Below are 13,620 nucleotides of genomic sequence, written 5' to 3'. Positions count from 1 at the left end.
CACAAAAGCTGGTCGTTTCCGGAGCCTATGAACCGCATGTCCACTGCAGCTATCAAGACGGGTCTCGCGATCACGGCGGCAGCGCTGTCGATGTTGCTCGGCGGCTGCACGAGCTACCAGCCCGCACCCAAAGCCTTCAGCGAAGCCACGATCCAGCCCTATCGGCTCGACAGCGGCGACCGCCTGCGCATCAACGTTTTCGAACAGGCCGGCCTCAGCGGCACCTACACGGTCGATCAGGCCGGCTACGTCGCCTTCCCCCTGATCGGCACGGTCGCCTCGCGCGGCAGAACCCTGCCCGAACTCGAAGGCATGATCGCCGCCAAGCTGAAGCAAGGCTATCTGCGTGATCCAGACGTCACGATCGAGGTCGATCGCTACCGTTCCGTCTTCATCATGGGCGAAGTCGGTCAGGCCGGCCAGTATGCTTATGTTCCGGGGATGACCGTGCAGAACGCGATCGCGGTTGCCGGCGGCTTCTCGCCGCGCGCCAACCAGTCGAACGCCGACATCACACGCAAGATCAATGGCCGCATCATCACCGGCCGGGTCCCGATCACCGACGCTGTTCTTGCCGGCGACACGATCTATGTTCGCGAACGCCTGTTCTGATCTCGATGCAACAAGAGCGGCCCTTGCGCATCATCCACTGCTTCAGGTCGCCTGTCGGCGGGATATTTCGCCACGTGCGCGACCTGGCCGAGGCGCATGCCAAGGCCGGCCATGAGGTCGGGATCCTCTGCGACAGCACGACAGGCGGCAGTCACGAGGATCGGCTGTTCGACGAAATTCGCCCCTATCTGGCGCTCGGCCTCATCCGGATGCCGATCCATCGCTCGGTCGGGCCGTCGGATTTTGCCGCGTTGTGGCGCGGCTACAAGGAAATCAGAAGTTTGCGACCGGATGTGTTGCATGGGCACGGCGCCAAAGGCGGCGTCATTGCCCGGCTCATCGGTTCAGCCCTGCGGGTCAACAAGTATCGCGTAGCCCGCCTCTATTCGCCACATGGCGGCAGCCTGCACTACCGTCCAGGCTCTCTGACCGGGCGCTTGGTCTTCCCGGCCGAGCGGATCCAGCAGCGGATCACCGACGCCCTCGTCTTCGTCTGCGACTTCGAGCGGCAGACCTATTTCGCAAAGGTCGGTGCACCGCGCGAGCGCAACGAGCTGATCTACAATGGCATCGACGACCGGGAATTCGAGGTCGTCCCGCCCCAGCCGGATGCGGTCGATTTTCTCTATATCGGCATGATGCGGGACCTGAAGGGTCCCGATCTGTTTGTGGAGGCTTTCGCCCAGACCGAACGGCTTGTCGGCCGGCCGCTGTCAGCGCTGATGATCGGCGACGGCCCGCAGCAGCAGGAATACAGCGACCTGGTGCTGCAGCAGGGTCTCGGCCGCCGTATCCGCATGCAGCCGGCGATGAAGACGCGCGAGGCCTTTGCGCTGACGCGCAACATCGTCGTTCCCTCGCGCGCCGAATCCATGCCCTATATCGTGCTTGAGGCGCTGGCCGCGCGAAAGCCTGTTATCGCCAGCCGTGTCGGCGGCATCCCGGAAATTCTCGGACGCGACAGCACCGCGCTTGCCGAACCTGCCAATGCCCGGTCGCTTGCCGACATCATGGCCCGCGCAATCACAGAGAAAGACTGGGCGGCACGTGTGATGCCCGACCCGAGCACGTTCAAGTCGCAATTTGCAGCTTCGGTAATGTCGGCGGATATGTTAAGCCTCTATCGGGAATTGTGCCGTTACCAGCCGCCCGCCGATAGCGTGTTGCCCACAACGTAAGCGTTTCTTAGTGGCTTTCTGCTATCCCGGCTGAGGGACTTCAGCGCCGGAAGACAGCCATGAACAAGTTTGACCGCCCGGGTTCGTTCGATCCCGAAGCGCTTCGCAAGAAGATTTCGGAAATCCGCGCCCGCGCGCCTGGCGAAATGCCGGACGAAACGACGACCACGGATCTCAATCCGCTGGCGCGGCAGATCGCCGAGCAGTTCAGCGCCGATACCTATTCGCCAGCGATGATCATGGGGCTGATGCGCCTGTTCGAGTTCAGCGCGCTCTTTGCGATCGGCTATGCCATTAACGCGCTTTATGTCCAGCCGGGCTTCGAGCAGCTGCCGCTCTATCTGGCAATCCTCTTTGGCGGCTCCGCCCTGGCGGTCGCTGCCATGCAGATCGCCGACACCTACCAGATCCCGGCGCTGCGCGCCTGGCTGCGGGTGATGCCGCGCATCCTCGCCTCCTGGGCCATCGCATTCGGCGGCATCGCCATCGCGCTGTTCTTCCTCAAATCCGGCCATCAGTATTCACGTGTCTGGTTCGGCGGCTGGTTCATCGGCGGCGCAATCTTTCTGATCGCCGAGCGCGCCTTCATCGCCTATTCCATCCGCCATTGGGCCCGAAACGGCACGATGGAGCGCCGCGCCGTCGTCGTCGGTGGCGGCCAGCCGGCCAAGGACCTGATCCGCACGCTCGAGGACCAACCCGACAACGACATCCGCATCTGCGGCATTTTCGACGACCGCGACGAGCGCCGCTCGCCCAACGTGATCGCCGGCTACCCGAAACTCGGAACAGTCGACGAACTCGTGGAATTCGCCCGCCTGGCCCGCATCGACATGCTGATCATCTCGCTGCCGCTGACGGCGGAAAAGCGCATTCTCCAGCTTTTGAAGAAGCTCTGGATCCTGCCGGTCGACATCCGGCTCGCCGCCCACGCCAACAACCTGCGCTTCCGCCCGCGCAGCTATTCCCATGTCGGCGACGTGCCGATGCTCGACATCTTCGACAAGCCGATCGCCGATTGGGACTCGGTTGCCAAGCGCGGCTTCGACATCTTCTTCAGCGTCGTCGCCCTGGTGCTTCTGTGGCCGATCATGCTCGGCGCGGCGATTGCGGTCAAAGCAACCTCCCCCGGCCCGATCATCTTCAAGCAGAAGCGGCACGGCTTCAACAACGAGACCATCGAGGTCTACAAGTTCCGTTCGATGTATACGCATATGAGCGACCCGACGGCCCGCAACGCGGTGACCAAGGGCGATCCGCGCGTCACCCCCGTCGGCCGCTTCATCCGCAAGTCCTCGATCGACGAACTGCCGCAGATCTTCAACGTGCTGAAGGGTGAGCTGTCGCTCGTCGGGCCGCGGCCGCACGCCGTGCTCGCCCAGACCCAGAACCGCACCTATTCCGACGTTGTCGAAGGCTACTTCGCCCGCCACCGCGTCAAGCCCGGCGTCACCGGCTGGGCGCAGATCAACGGCTGGCGTGGCGAGATCGACAATGACGACAAGATCCGCCTGCGCACCGCCTTCGACCTGCACTACATCGAGAACTGGTCGCTGCTCTTCGACCTCAAGATCCTGTTCCTGACGCCGTTCAGGCTGCTCAACACCGAGAACGCCTATTGAGCACCGTCGATACAGGCCGGCTCCCGATCGCTCGTCCCCAGCTTGCGGCGCTCTCGCTGCTCGGCTCCGGGCTCGTCGCCTTTGCCGTGTTTCTCTCCGGCTTCGTCATTTTCGAGCCGGCGCCCTATGAGCTGTTCCTGGTGGCGCTCATCGGCCTTTGGGCCCTTGTGGGCCTCAAGATCTCGCGCAGCGTCGCCCCGCTGCTGACGCTTCTAACCCTTTTCATGGTCGGCGGCATGCTGTCCCTGACGGTCATGACCGACCTGACAAAGGGGCCGATGTACATGGCGGTCTCCGGCTTCCTCGCGCTCTCCTCGGTCTTCTTCGCAGCCATCATCGAGGACCGCCACGAGCGGCTGCGGCTGATCTTCAATGCCTGGACGGCGGCGGCCATCATCACGGCACTGCTCGGCATCCTCGGCTATTTCGGCGCCGTGCCGGGTGCGGAAAACTTCACGCTCTATGGCCGCGCCAAGGGCGCATTCCAGGACCCCAACGTCTTTGGCCCGTTCCTCTCGGTGCCGGCCATGTACCTCATCCACGGCATCCTCACGCAGCCCATCCAGAAGGCGCCGCTCAAGATCGCCGCGCTGCTGGTGCTGGCACTCGGCGTCTTCCTTTCATTTTCCCGCGCAGCCTGGGCCCTCAACCTATTCTGCGTCGTCGCCTTCGTCTTCGTGATGCTGCTGAAAGAGCGAAACGGCCTCTTTCGCCTGCGTATCCTGGTGCTTGCGCTGGTCGGCGGAATCATGATCGTCGGCGCCCTCCTCGTCGCGCTGCAGTCCGAGCAGGTCGCAACGCTCTTTTCCAGCCGCTCGCAGCTGGTGCAGGATTATGACGGCGGCCACCTCGGGCGCTTCGACCGCCACAGGCTCGGATTCCTGATGTCGATGGAAAAGCCGCTCGGCATCGGCCCCATGGTCTTCAGCACGATCTTCCCGGAAGACGAGCACAACGTCTGGCTGAAGTCGCTGACCTCCTACGGCTGGCTCGGATTCATCAGCTACGTGACGCTGATCATCTGGACGCTCTCGCTCGGCTTCCGCTTTCTGCTACTCAACCGCCCCTGGCAGACCTATCTGATGATCGCCTGGGTCGCCGTCCTCGGCCATGTCGGGGTGGGCAATGTCATCGACACGGACCATTGGCGCCACTTCTACCTGCTCATCGGAATCATTTGGGGTTGCGCCGCCCTTGAATATCGCCATCGCCGGCACGCGCGCGCCGGCCGGAGCTCCTGACCATGGAACATGTGGTTCCGCGCCGGTCGCCGGCCCCTTCCCTCAAGCTCCTAGAAGTGCTGGAGCCGAGCGGCGGCGGCTCGGGCCGGCACTTCCTCGACCTCTGCCGCGGCATGCACAAGCGCGGGCATCACGTAGAGGCCGTCTATTCGCCGGTGCGCGCCGAGGAAGGTTTCGTTCGTGAACTGAAGGCAATCGGCCTGCCGGCGGTACACGCCGTCCTGATGAGACGCGCGCCCGGGCCGTCTGACGTCGGCTGCTTTCTCGAACTCCGGCGCATCATCCAGAACAACGGTTTCGACATCGTCCATGGCCACAGTTCCAAGGCCGGTGCGCTGACGCGCCTGCGGCTGCCCGGTTCTCATGTGCCGCGCATCTACACGCCACACGCCTTTCGCACGCTCGACCCGACGCTCGGCCGCGGCGGACGGCTGATCTATGGCACGATCGAATGGGCGCTGGCCCGCTTCTTTACCGATCACCTGATCTGCGTCTCCGACGACGAGTTCCATCACGCGCTGTCCCTGCACATGCCGGAGAAGCGCATGTCGGTGATCGTCAATGGCGTGGCACCACCCTCGGGCGAATTGGCGCAGACGCTGCGCGCCAGCTTCGGCATCGCGCCGGACGCTTTCGTTTTCGGCTTCGTTGGACGATTGTCCGCCCAGAAGGCGCCGGAACGGCTGATCGCCGCTTTCAAGAGTGTGGCCGCCTCGGTCAGAAACAGCCACCTGGTCATGGTCGGCAGTGGCGAGCTCGAGGGCAGTCTTCGCAAGGCGATTGCCGAAAGCGGGCTTCAGAACCGGATGCATCTGACCTCCGCCTTCACAGGCCCGCAGGCCGTGCCGGCCTTCGACCTCCTGGTGATGCCGAGCCGCTACGAGGCGATGTCCTATGTGATGCTTGAAGGGGCTGCGGCCGGCAAGGCGATCATCGCCACCGATATCGGTGGCGCGCGCACGGTGATCGAGGACGGGCGGAACGGTTATATCCTTCCCAATAGCGACGACACATCAGCACTCGCCAAGAGCATGATCAGTGCCGCGGAGCCCGAAACCTTCAAGGCCCTGTCGGCCAGCGCGGTAAGCCTGAAGGACCGCTTTACGCTTGCCGTCATGCTCGACCGCACGGAGGCCCTTTACCGGAACGCGGCTTCAAAACTGCAGAAGGCCGCCCCTCAGCCAGTCACCTAGAACGGACAGCGGCGGCGTGATTGCCGCAGCGCGCCTACAGAAAGCAAAAAAGAGGCCCTGCTGAAGGACCTCTTTTGCTGCATTTGCAGGATCGCTTAGGGCGTCGATCCTTCTGCGCCCGAACCACCGCCGGTATCAGGGTTCGAACTTGGTGCCCCCGTATCGCCGTTGGAATTGGCGGTGCCGGTATCCGGGTTGGAGCTCGCAGCACCGGTATCCGGGTTGGAACTCGCCGTGCCGGTATCACCCGATGAGCCGGTAGGCTGGCCCGGAACGAGGATGACGGCGTCGTCGGCACGGGCGGTGCCGGACGTCGAAATGACCGGCATTGCCGTCAGGGCCGAAAGCCCGAGCAACGACACGGCAAAAATCTTCGAAAGCGTCTTCATTCCATTTCCTCCTTTGGCAGGCAGGTGCCCGCCATAAGGCCATTCCATCACTTTCGCGAGGACGGCGATCGGCCCCAGCCGCGTGGACCATCGCACCGGAACGAGGCATTTTAGCGATTTCGGATGAGCGATAAATTTTATGCGTTGCAACCAACGGGGGCCCGTCCGGTTTCGTGCGCCGATCACAGCCAAGTGCGACCCGGGCCGGCGCGATGCTGAGATAGCCCGTTGCAAGGCCAAACCGAAGCTTGGAGCACCGGAGCCGGCAAGGAGACATCACGATTGCGGACGCAGCCGACCGAACTCCGGCTGGCCGAGTTTCAGCGCTCGAAAAGTCTTCGGACGGAGTGCGTCAGCCGACTGATCCGCTTGTGCCAGCGCGACTTGAGACGCTTGCTCGCCCAAGGCGTCGCTTGCCGGTACTGCAAGTACAGGGGCTGCGCCGGGTGCTGGCAACGAACGGAGTTGGGCTTGTCGTGCGTGAAATGGAAGATCGCCGGTTCGTCGGCATGCGAATGCAGGATCACATTCCAACGACGGTCGAGGGAAGCGAATTGCCCAACGAGAGCGATGTTCAAGGCGTCCTGATCGAAGAATTTCAGCCTTGCGGCCTGTGAACGGACAATCTCGAGGCAGCGGCTGGACAGATCCCTCTTCAGCCATTCCACAATGTCGATCAGCAAAACGCCGGAATTCATCGTTCTCGTTCCGTCCGGAAGCTTCAGACGCGCATTGTCCTGGTTGGAAACGCCGCCAACGGCGGCCACCGGCATGCCGGACATATCCAGGTTCAGCAACGGACGCAGACTGTCGACCACGATCGTATCGGCATCGAGATAGACAAGCCGCCCCTCCTTGCAGCCAAGGAGGTCTGGCAAGACAAGCCGGGTATAGATCGATCGGCTCCAGTTGCTGTTGGTCTTCAAGCCCTCGAATTGCCGAAGCGCTTTTTCGGACAATTCGAACAGCGTTAAGCGCAGGCGCCCGCCGCACCGTCTCAGATGCGATTTATCCTTGGGGGTCAGTCCGTCGCAGAAGACGATGACGTTGACCTCGTCGACGTCGCCATTCAGAGCCAGCGTATGCAACATCACTCCGGCGAACTCGACAAACCTGCGGTCCACGGAAGTGACGACAAAACACGCGCTTAAAGCCAAAGCCGATTCATCAGTTTCCGCACGCATTAAGCCCCCCAAATCGTGCCAGGCCATCAAGACAATGACCCGCTATTCGCCCATCCCTCACGGCAAGGCCGCCGAAGTGATCGGTCGCTTATCGAAAAGATGAAGGGAAAACAAAATTCCTCAGGGGATTTCGGCCATCAAAGCCGAAGAGGAAAATGGTCGGAGCGGCGGGATTCGAACCCACGACCCCTTGACCCCCAGTCAAGTGCGCTACCGGGCTGCGCTACGCTCCGAACCGAGGAAACCCCTATATAACCAACGCTTAGAGCGCAAGCGGGAAAATGCGGCCAGGATCGAAAAAGGAACAAACGGCGTGGAAAAGTATGCTTGGGAGCCGAAAGTCCGACAGGACATTCGGCAAATTCACGGCATGGCATCGCCCCCGTGACGCGACCGCGGACAGAGAAAGCCCCCACCATCCGCGCGCCACTGGATGTCTGCAAGGTCCGATGCTGCGTGGCGACGAAAACACCATCCGCGCGTCCGGCTACGGAACCTTCACCAAAACGAGATCCCGTCGCTCGAAACTTGCTGCCTAACGCAACGTGAGCTTGCCATCATGGATGAATTGAGGGACAGTTTGATACTGGCCCTTGAGGCCTGGAGCGTCTCCCCTTCTAGGAGAAAACCATGCCTCTTAAGTCCCTTATGGCCCTCACCGCGCTTGCGCTTCTCACGCTCTCCGGCTGTGCGACCTCGGGTTCGACCAACACGACCTATGCGCAGTGGACAGGCCCCTACCCTGAGCCTGACGTCTCCGCGGCGAGCCCCGGCGGCTTCCGCATCTCCTACTGACGCTTTTTCAAACGCTGTTGAAGTTGGTCGCGCGAACGTCCTGCGGATAGGCGCGCATATGCTCCTCGCCGTCGGGTAGCGCGCCGACGGCAGAGGCGCTGCCTTGGTGATCGTATAAAAGATAATTGCGCCGAGACGGCTCGGCCGACATTCAGTCGGCCGTCCGAAAACGGTCTTGATCGATCCTCCGGAATGGCTTTCTCAGCGCACCTGGTCGAGCAACCGCTTGCACTCCAGGAGGTCATAGAGCGCCTCCTGTAGCAGGGCGCGATCTTCCTTGCCCACGGACGAGGATTTTCCAAGAGAGATCTCGGGCACGTCGTCACTGCTGCCGCCGAAGGAGAAGAAGCGGCGGCTCGCGGGCGCCTTGGCGCGGCCAACGATCTGATCCTCCTCGGAAAGACCAGCCTTCGGCGGTGCCGGCTCTTCGTTGCTGGAGGCCGCAAGCGCCTCGACGGTCGCGAGATCGCCGCTCGCAATCGCCGCGACGAACTTGTTGCCGTTGGTCTTCAGGAGTTTCTGAACGCCCTTGATCGTATAGCCGTGATCATAGAGCAGATGCCGGATGCCCTTCAAAAGGTCGACATCCTCCGGCCGGTAATACCGCCGGCCACCGCCGCGCTTCATCGGCTTGATCTGCTGGAAGCGGGTTTCCCAGAAACGCAGGACGTGCTGCGGCAGGTCGAGATCGTCAGCGACCTCGCTGATGGTGCGAAAAGCGTCCGGGCTCTTTTCCATATCGTTCCCAATCCATGCCATGCGACTCAGGCTCGAAAGCCGACAATGAGCCGATACCGCGCCAATGATGGCACGAATCGGCTCCATTTCAACGGCTTATGGATGGGTTTTCAACCACATTTGTGGCTGTCGTCTGGCGTTCACGAAACGGGAGACACCGGTTTCTGCTTGGCCCTGCGGCCCAGATGCGCCTTCAGCACGCGTTGCTTCAGGACGTTCGACGCCTTGAAGGTCATCACGCGCCGGGGCGAAATCGGCACTTCCTCGCCGGTTTTCGGGTTTCGCCCGATGCGTTCGTTCTTGTCGCGGACCTGGAAGGTCGCGAAAGAGGACAGCTTCACACTCTCGCCACGCACGATTGCGTTGCATATTTCGTCAATGACGGTTTCCACCAGCTCGGCAGACTCTGTCCTCGACAGACCCACCTTGCGAAAAACCGACTCAGCCAAGTCCGCCCGTGTTACTGTTTTTCCGCTCATCTTCCCCCACCAACGTCTGGTACGCCGATCAGCGTCCGAAGACTATTGCCCTTGCCTTTTGCGGTCAAGCGCCTGTTGCTTAAGCAATTTCTTTACCAGCGGAGGAGCACGGAGCCCCAGGTGAAGCCACCGCCCATGGCCTCGAGCAGGACAAGGTCACCCTTCTTGATCCGGCCATCACCCGCCGCCGCATTCAATGCCAGCGGAATGGAGGCTGCGGAGGTGTTGCCATGCAGATCGACGGTCACCACAACCTTGTCGAGAGGGATACCAAGCTTCTTGGCGGAACCGTCGATGATGCGCCGGTTGGCCTGGTGCGGGACCAGCCAATCCAGATCTTCGGCCGTCGTCCCGGTCGCCTCGAAGGCGGCCTCGATGACGTCGGTGATCATGCCGACCGCATGCTTGAAGACTTCGCGGCCTTCCATCTTCAGATGGCCGACCGTTCCCGTCGTCGACGGGCCGCCGTCGACATAGAGCTTGTCGCGGTGCGCACCGTCGGAGCGAAGCTTCGCCGTCAGCACGCCGCGGTCGGCATTGGTGCCCTCGCCTTCCTGGGCTTCCAGGATAATGGCGCCGGCGCCATCGCCAAAGAGCACGCAGGTCGTGCGGTCGTTCCAGTCGAGAATGCGGGAGAATGTCTCCGCGCCGATCACCAGCACGCGCTTGGCAAGCCCGCCGCGGATATAGGCATCCGCCGTGGTGACCGCGTAGACGAAGCCCGAGCAGACTGCCTGCATGTCGAAGGCCGCGCCATGGCGCATGCCGAGACGGTCCTGGATGTTGACGGCCGTTGCCGGGAACGTGTTGTCCGGGGTGGAGGTCGCCAGGATGATCAGGTCGATGTCATCAGGGGTGAGCCCGGCATTGGCGAGCGCGGCGCGTGCCGCACCTTCGCCGAGCGAAGCCGTGGTCTCGCCCTCGCCGGCGATGTAGCGCTGCCGGATGCCGGTGCGCTGCACGATCCACTCATCGGACGTATCGACCTTGGATTCCAGCTCCTGATTGGTGACCACGCGTTTCGGCAAAGCCGCGCCGAAACCGCGAACGACGGAACGGATCATCTATTCAAACCTCATCATTCATGCCGGCGGAAAGGGCCTGTGGCGGCTCGCCGCCATGGTACTTCGCCAGATCGAGCTCGATCTTCGCCTTCAGGCCATTCTTCACCATGTCGTAGCCGACATCGATCGCGGCTGCAAAACCTTCGGCATCCGCACCACCATGGCTCTTGATCACGACGCCATTGAGGCCAAGGAACACGCCGCCATTGACCTTGCGCGGGTCCATCTTCTCCCGCAGGCGGTCGAAGGCGCCCTTGGCCAGGATATAGCCGAGCTTGGCAAGAAGCGTGCGCGACATGGCAGCGCGCAGATATTCGGCGATCTGGCGCGCGGTGCCTTCGGCAGCCTTCAGCGCAATATTGCCGGAAAAACCTTCCGTGACGACGACGTCGACGGTTCCGCGACCGATGTCGTCGCCCTCGACGAAGCCGTAATAGTCGAAGCCGTCGATATTGGCTTCACGGATCAGGCGGCCGGCTTCCTTGACCTCTTCCTGTCCCTTGATCTCCTCGACGCCGACATTCAGCAACCCAACCATCGGCCGCTCGATCTCGAACAGCGCGCGCGCCATGGCGCCGCCCATCAGCGCGAAATCCATCAATTGCTGCGCGTCCGCACCGATCGTCGCGCCGACATCGAGCACGATGCTCTCGCCCTTCAGCGTCGGCCAGATGGCGGCGATCGCCGGCCGTTGAATTCCCTGCATGGTGCGCAGACAGAAGACCGACATGGCCATCAGCGCGCCGGTATTGCCGGCGGAGACGACGACGTCTGCCTCGCCGGCGTTGATCGCGTCGATCGCTTTCCACATGCTCGACTTGCCGCGACCACGGCGAAGCGCCTGGCTCGGCTTCTCGTCCATGGCGACTGCAATCTCGCAGTCGTAAAAGGTGCTGTTGGCCTTCAGCTTCGGATATTTTTCAAGGAGGCCCGCGCACTGCGCTTCGATGCCGAACAAAACGAACTTGATGTCCGGATGACGTTCAAGCGCTCTTGCGGCGCCGGGGATGACGACTTCAGGACCATAGTCGCCCCCCATCACGTCAAGTGAAATTCTGACCACGCGTGTCTTATCCTTTATTTCTGCCACACAACACGTGCCGCCGCGGCGCACTCAACGGAAACGCATTGACGAAACATATTGCTTCTGACGCTTGAGCCAAGCACGCGGCAGATCGCTTTGGCGGCTCTTCTGGCCGGTTTGGGGCCAAAATACTGCTTTTCCATTGCGTGACAACCGAATTGTAGATGACGCTTTCGCGACCTCAGTCCTTTTTCCAGTCCTTCAGGACCGCAAAGGGGTTCGGCTTCTTGTCATCGGCAGATGTGCTCTCGATGCGCTCGCCGAACGTCACGCCGGGCTTACGGGGATAAGGGTCGATCGCGAGCGCAACCTGCTCGCTGACGACGACGCCGGCGTCGATGGTGTCGCCGATAAAGGTATCGGGAATATCGGGGCCGTCAGGGTCGAGAACCATCTCGCCGCCGTCGTTGCTCGCCTGGCGGGCAAGCCGCGATCCCTCGGGCACGAAGATCGCCTCGACCAGCTCGTTGATATCGGCTTCAACCGGCTCAAGCGTGACAACACAGCTCTGCACGATGCGGGCCTTGACGTCGCCCTTGATCTTCACGCCATCCTTCTTCCAGCGCGCGATCTGCAGGTCGGCCTCGAGCGACAGGACATCGTTGATGTTCCAAAGCTCGGCAAGCGCCTTGCGCTCACGTTCATTGGCGGAGAGGTGAACGCTGACCGCGTTCGCCGAAATGTGCCCTACCTTCACCGGGTAAGAAAAGGCCGGCCGGCTTTCGTCTTTCATGATTGGATCCTTCCTCGCGCGGGCTTGCCTGGCGCCCATCGCGAATGCAGCCGCCGACCGGCTGCCGGTGGCGACGCTCTTGTTTTCTATTACGCCCCAGCCGGCGGAATGTGCAACTGGCCGACTTCGACAACGTCTTCCGCGACATCGACGAGTTGCGCCTCAACCGCCAGCAGATAGCCAGCAAGCGCCACCATCGAAGGCGCGGCGTCGCCGCCATCCGGATGGAAGTTGCGCCTGAGCGCTGCCGCCAGAGCCTCAACGTCCTTCGTTTCCAGCGCCGCCGCGTAAGATTCGAGCCGGCCGTAATACATGCCGGCCAGCTTCTTCATCTTCTTCGGCACGCCGGCGTCACCGACGCCGAGCTCGCGGATCGAATGATCCACGTCCTCGAAGAAGGCATCGATGATCTCCTGGGCGATTTCCTGGCCCGCCCTCGCCGAAGCGCGCGTGCGGCGGAAATAGAGGATCAGCGTTGCCGACAGCATCTCGAACCGGCCCATGACCGTGTCCGGCACATCGAGGTCGGTGTAGAGGTAAGGCTGGCGTGCGGCCGCCGTCAGCAATGCATATTGCCGCTCGACAATCGCGGTGTTGCCACTTTTTCTTTTAAACAGTCCAAAAATCATCACAAAGCTCGGGCTTGGCTTTCTCGAAATGCGCGCAAGCGCCCATGACGTTGTTGCATGACAGCCGAAGCTGGTTTACCGAAGCAGGCACGAATTGCAATGGCGGATCTGCCATCGTTTCTCCAAGGGGAGCTGTCGTTGACGAAGCGGTATTTGAGAAAAAACTTTAAGACCCTCGGCCGCGTGGCGGTCGTAGCCACAATCGCCGGTTTTACCCTTTCCGCCTGCCAGTCCGCCAATGTCGGTGAAGTTCTCCATCAGGGCTATGTGGTTGATCAGGAAACGCTAAACCTCGTTCCGGTCGGCTCCAGCCGCGAGCAGGTGCTGCTCTCGCTCGGCACGCCCTCGACGACGGCAACCTTCGACAACGAAGTGTTCTACTACATTTCGCAGACGCGCAAGCGCCCTGTCGCCTTCATGAAGCCGCAGCTGGTCGACCAGTCGATCCTGGCCGTCTATTTCGACAAGGAAGGCACCGTCAGCCAGCTGGCTCACTACACGCTGAAGGACGGCAAGGTCTTCGACATGCTGACCCGCACGACGCCGACAGGCGGCAAGGAAACAAGCTTCCTCGGCCAGCTGCTGACCGGCCCCGGTGCAGGCCAGGCCGCGGCACGCAGCCTGTTCAAGGACTTCGGCAACTAAGCCGCCCCATTCCAAGGAAAAGGCCCGCGGAACG

Annotated in this window: 15 protein-coding genes and 1 tRNA gene; 7 read left to right on the top strand and 9 right to left on the bottom strand. The window is 62.0% G+C overall.

Going from position 1 to position 13,620, the window contains the following annotated elements:
• Positions 1-36 precede the first annotated feature (36 nt).
• Genes L981_RS02810 through L981_RS02790 form a run of 5 tightly spaced genes read left to right on the top strand, consistent with a single transcriptional unit; the run spans position 37 to position 5,846 of the window.
• Entirely contained in the window at positions 37-612 is a 576-nt protein-coding gene (locus L981_RS02810) for a polysaccharide biosynthesis/export family protein (RefSeq protein WP_034804249.1), read from the top strand.
• 5 nt (positions 613-617) lie between these two features.
• Positions 618-1,790 carry a glycosyltransferase family 4 protein gene (locus tag L981_RS02805; RefSeq protein WP_043611460.1) on the top strand — a complete coding sequence of 391 codons (1,173 nt, stop codon included), beginning with the start codon at positions 618-620 and terminating at the stop codon, positions 1,788-1,790.
• A gap of 59 nt (positions 1,791-1,849) precedes the next feature.
• On the top strand, positions 1,850-3,412 hold the full coding sequence (locus L981_RS02800; protein WP_043611459.1) for an undecaprenyl-phosphate glucose phosphotransferase: 1,563 nt from the start codon (positions 1,850-1,852) through the stop codon (positions 3,410-3,412).
• Positions 3,409-4,653 (top strand): O-antigen ligase, encoded by a 1,245-nt coding sequence (locus L981_RS02795; RefSeq protein ID WP_043611458.1) that lies wholly within the window; start codon positions 3,409-3,411, stop codon positions 4,651-4,653. Before L981_RS02800 ends, L981_RS02795 begins: the two co-directional genes overlap by 4 nt.
• 2 nt (positions 4,654-4,655) lie before the next feature.
• Entirely contained in the window at positions 4,656-5,846 is a 1,191-nt protein-coding gene (locus L981_RS02790; RefSeq protein ID WP_052201544.1) for a glycosyltransferase, read from the top strand.
• Positions 5,847-5,941: 95 nt separating this feature from the next.
• Here the strand turns inward: L981_RS02790 and L981_RS02785 are convergent, their stop codons facing one another.
• From L981_RS02785 to L981_RS02775, 3 genes are all read right to left on the bottom strand, one after another.
• Positions 5,942-6,235 carry a hypothetical protein gene (locus tag L981_RS02785; protein WP_043611457.1) on the bottom strand — a complete coding sequence of 98 codons (294 nt, stop codon included), beginning with the start codon at positions 6,233-6,235 and terminating at the stop codon, positions 5,942-5,944.
• A gap of 320 nt (positions 6,236-6,555) precedes the next feature.
• On the bottom strand, positions 6,556-7,419 hold the full coding sequence (locus L981_RS02780) for a glycosyltransferase family 8 protein (protein WP_197067089.1): 864 nt from the start codon (positions 7,417-7,419) through the stop codon (positions 6,556-6,558).
• A 156-nt stretch (positions 7,420-7,575) separates the two neighbouring features.
• Positions 7,576-7,652 (bottom strand) — tRNA-Pro (locus tag L981_RS02775).
• A 397-nt stretch (positions 7,653-8,049) separates the two neighbouring features.
• On the opposite strand from L981_RS02775, the gene L981_RS34955 reads away from it, so the two are divergent.
• Complete coding sequence (locus L981_RS34955; RefSeq protein ID WP_089043959.1) at positions 8,050-8,214, top strand: hypothetical protein; 165 nt, start codon at positions 8,050-8,052, stop codon at positions 8,212-8,214.
• A 201-nt stretch (positions 8,215-8,415) separates the two neighbouring features.
• On the opposite strand, the gene L981_RS02770 is transcribed toward L981_RS34955, so the two are convergent.
• The 6 genes from L981_RS02770 to L981_RS02745 all read right to left on the bottom strand — a co-directional run bounded on the left by L981_RS02770 (position 8,416) and on the right by L981_RS02745 (position 12,941).
• Complete coding sequence (locus L981_RS02770) at positions 8,416-8,952, bottom strand: MerR family transcriptional regulator (RefSeq protein ID WP_034803717.1); 537 nt, start codon at positions 8,950-8,952, stop codon at positions 8,416-8,418.
• Positions 8,953-9,092: 140 nt separating this feature from the next.
• On the bottom strand, positions 9,093-9,431 hold the full coding sequence (locus L981_RS02765) for an integration host factor subunit alpha (protein ID WP_034803721.1): 339 nt from the start codon (positions 9,429-9,431) through the stop codon (positions 9,093-9,095).
• A gap of 92 nt (positions 9,432-9,523) precedes the next feature.
• Positions 9,524-10,495 (bottom strand): beta-ketoacyl-ACP synthase III, encoded by a 972-nt coding sequence (locus L981_RS02760; protein WP_043611455.1) that lies wholly within the window; start codon positions 10,493-10,495, stop codon positions 9,524-9,526.
• Between the two features lie 4 nt (positions 10,496-10,499).
• Positions 10,500-11,558: a phosphate acyltransferase PlsX gene (gene plsX / locus L981_RS02755; protein WP_043611454.1), complete on the bottom strand. Its 1,059-nt coding sequence runs from the start codon at positions 11,556-11,558 to the stop codon at positions 10,500-10,502.
• Between the two features lie 202 nt (positions 11,559-11,760).
• Complete coding sequence (locus L981_RS02750) at positions 11,761-12,312, bottom strand: DUF177 domain-containing protein (RefSeq protein WP_043611453.1); 552 nt, start codon at positions 12,310-12,312, stop codon at positions 11,761-11,763.
• An 89-nt stretch (positions 12,313-12,401) separates the two neighbouring features.
• Positions 12,402-12,941 carry a ubiquinol-cytochrome C chaperone family protein gene (locus tag L981_RS02745; protein WP_043611452.1) on the bottom strand — a complete coding sequence of 180 codons (540 nt, stop codon included), beginning with the start codon at positions 12,939-12,941 and terminating at the stop codon, positions 12,402-12,404.
• A 138-nt stretch (positions 12,942-13,079) separates the two neighbouring features.
• On the opposite strand from L981_RS02745, the gene L981_RS02740 reads away from it, so the two are divergent.
• Positions 13,080-13,586: an outer membrane protein assembly factor BamE gene (locus L981_RS02740; RefSeq protein ID WP_043611497.1), complete on the top strand. Its 507-nt coding sequence runs from the start codon at positions 13,080-13,082 to the stop codon at positions 13,584-13,586.
• Positions 13,587-13,620 lie beyond the last annotated feature (34 nt).

Source organism: Ensifer sp. ZNC0028 (genome assembly GCF_000799055.1).
Lineage (GTDB): Bacteria > Pseudomonadota > Alphaproteobacteria > Rhizobiales > Rhizobiaceae > Ensifer.
Note: the sequence above shows the minus strand (reverse complement) of the source record. Positions and strands in the feature narration are given on the sequence as shown.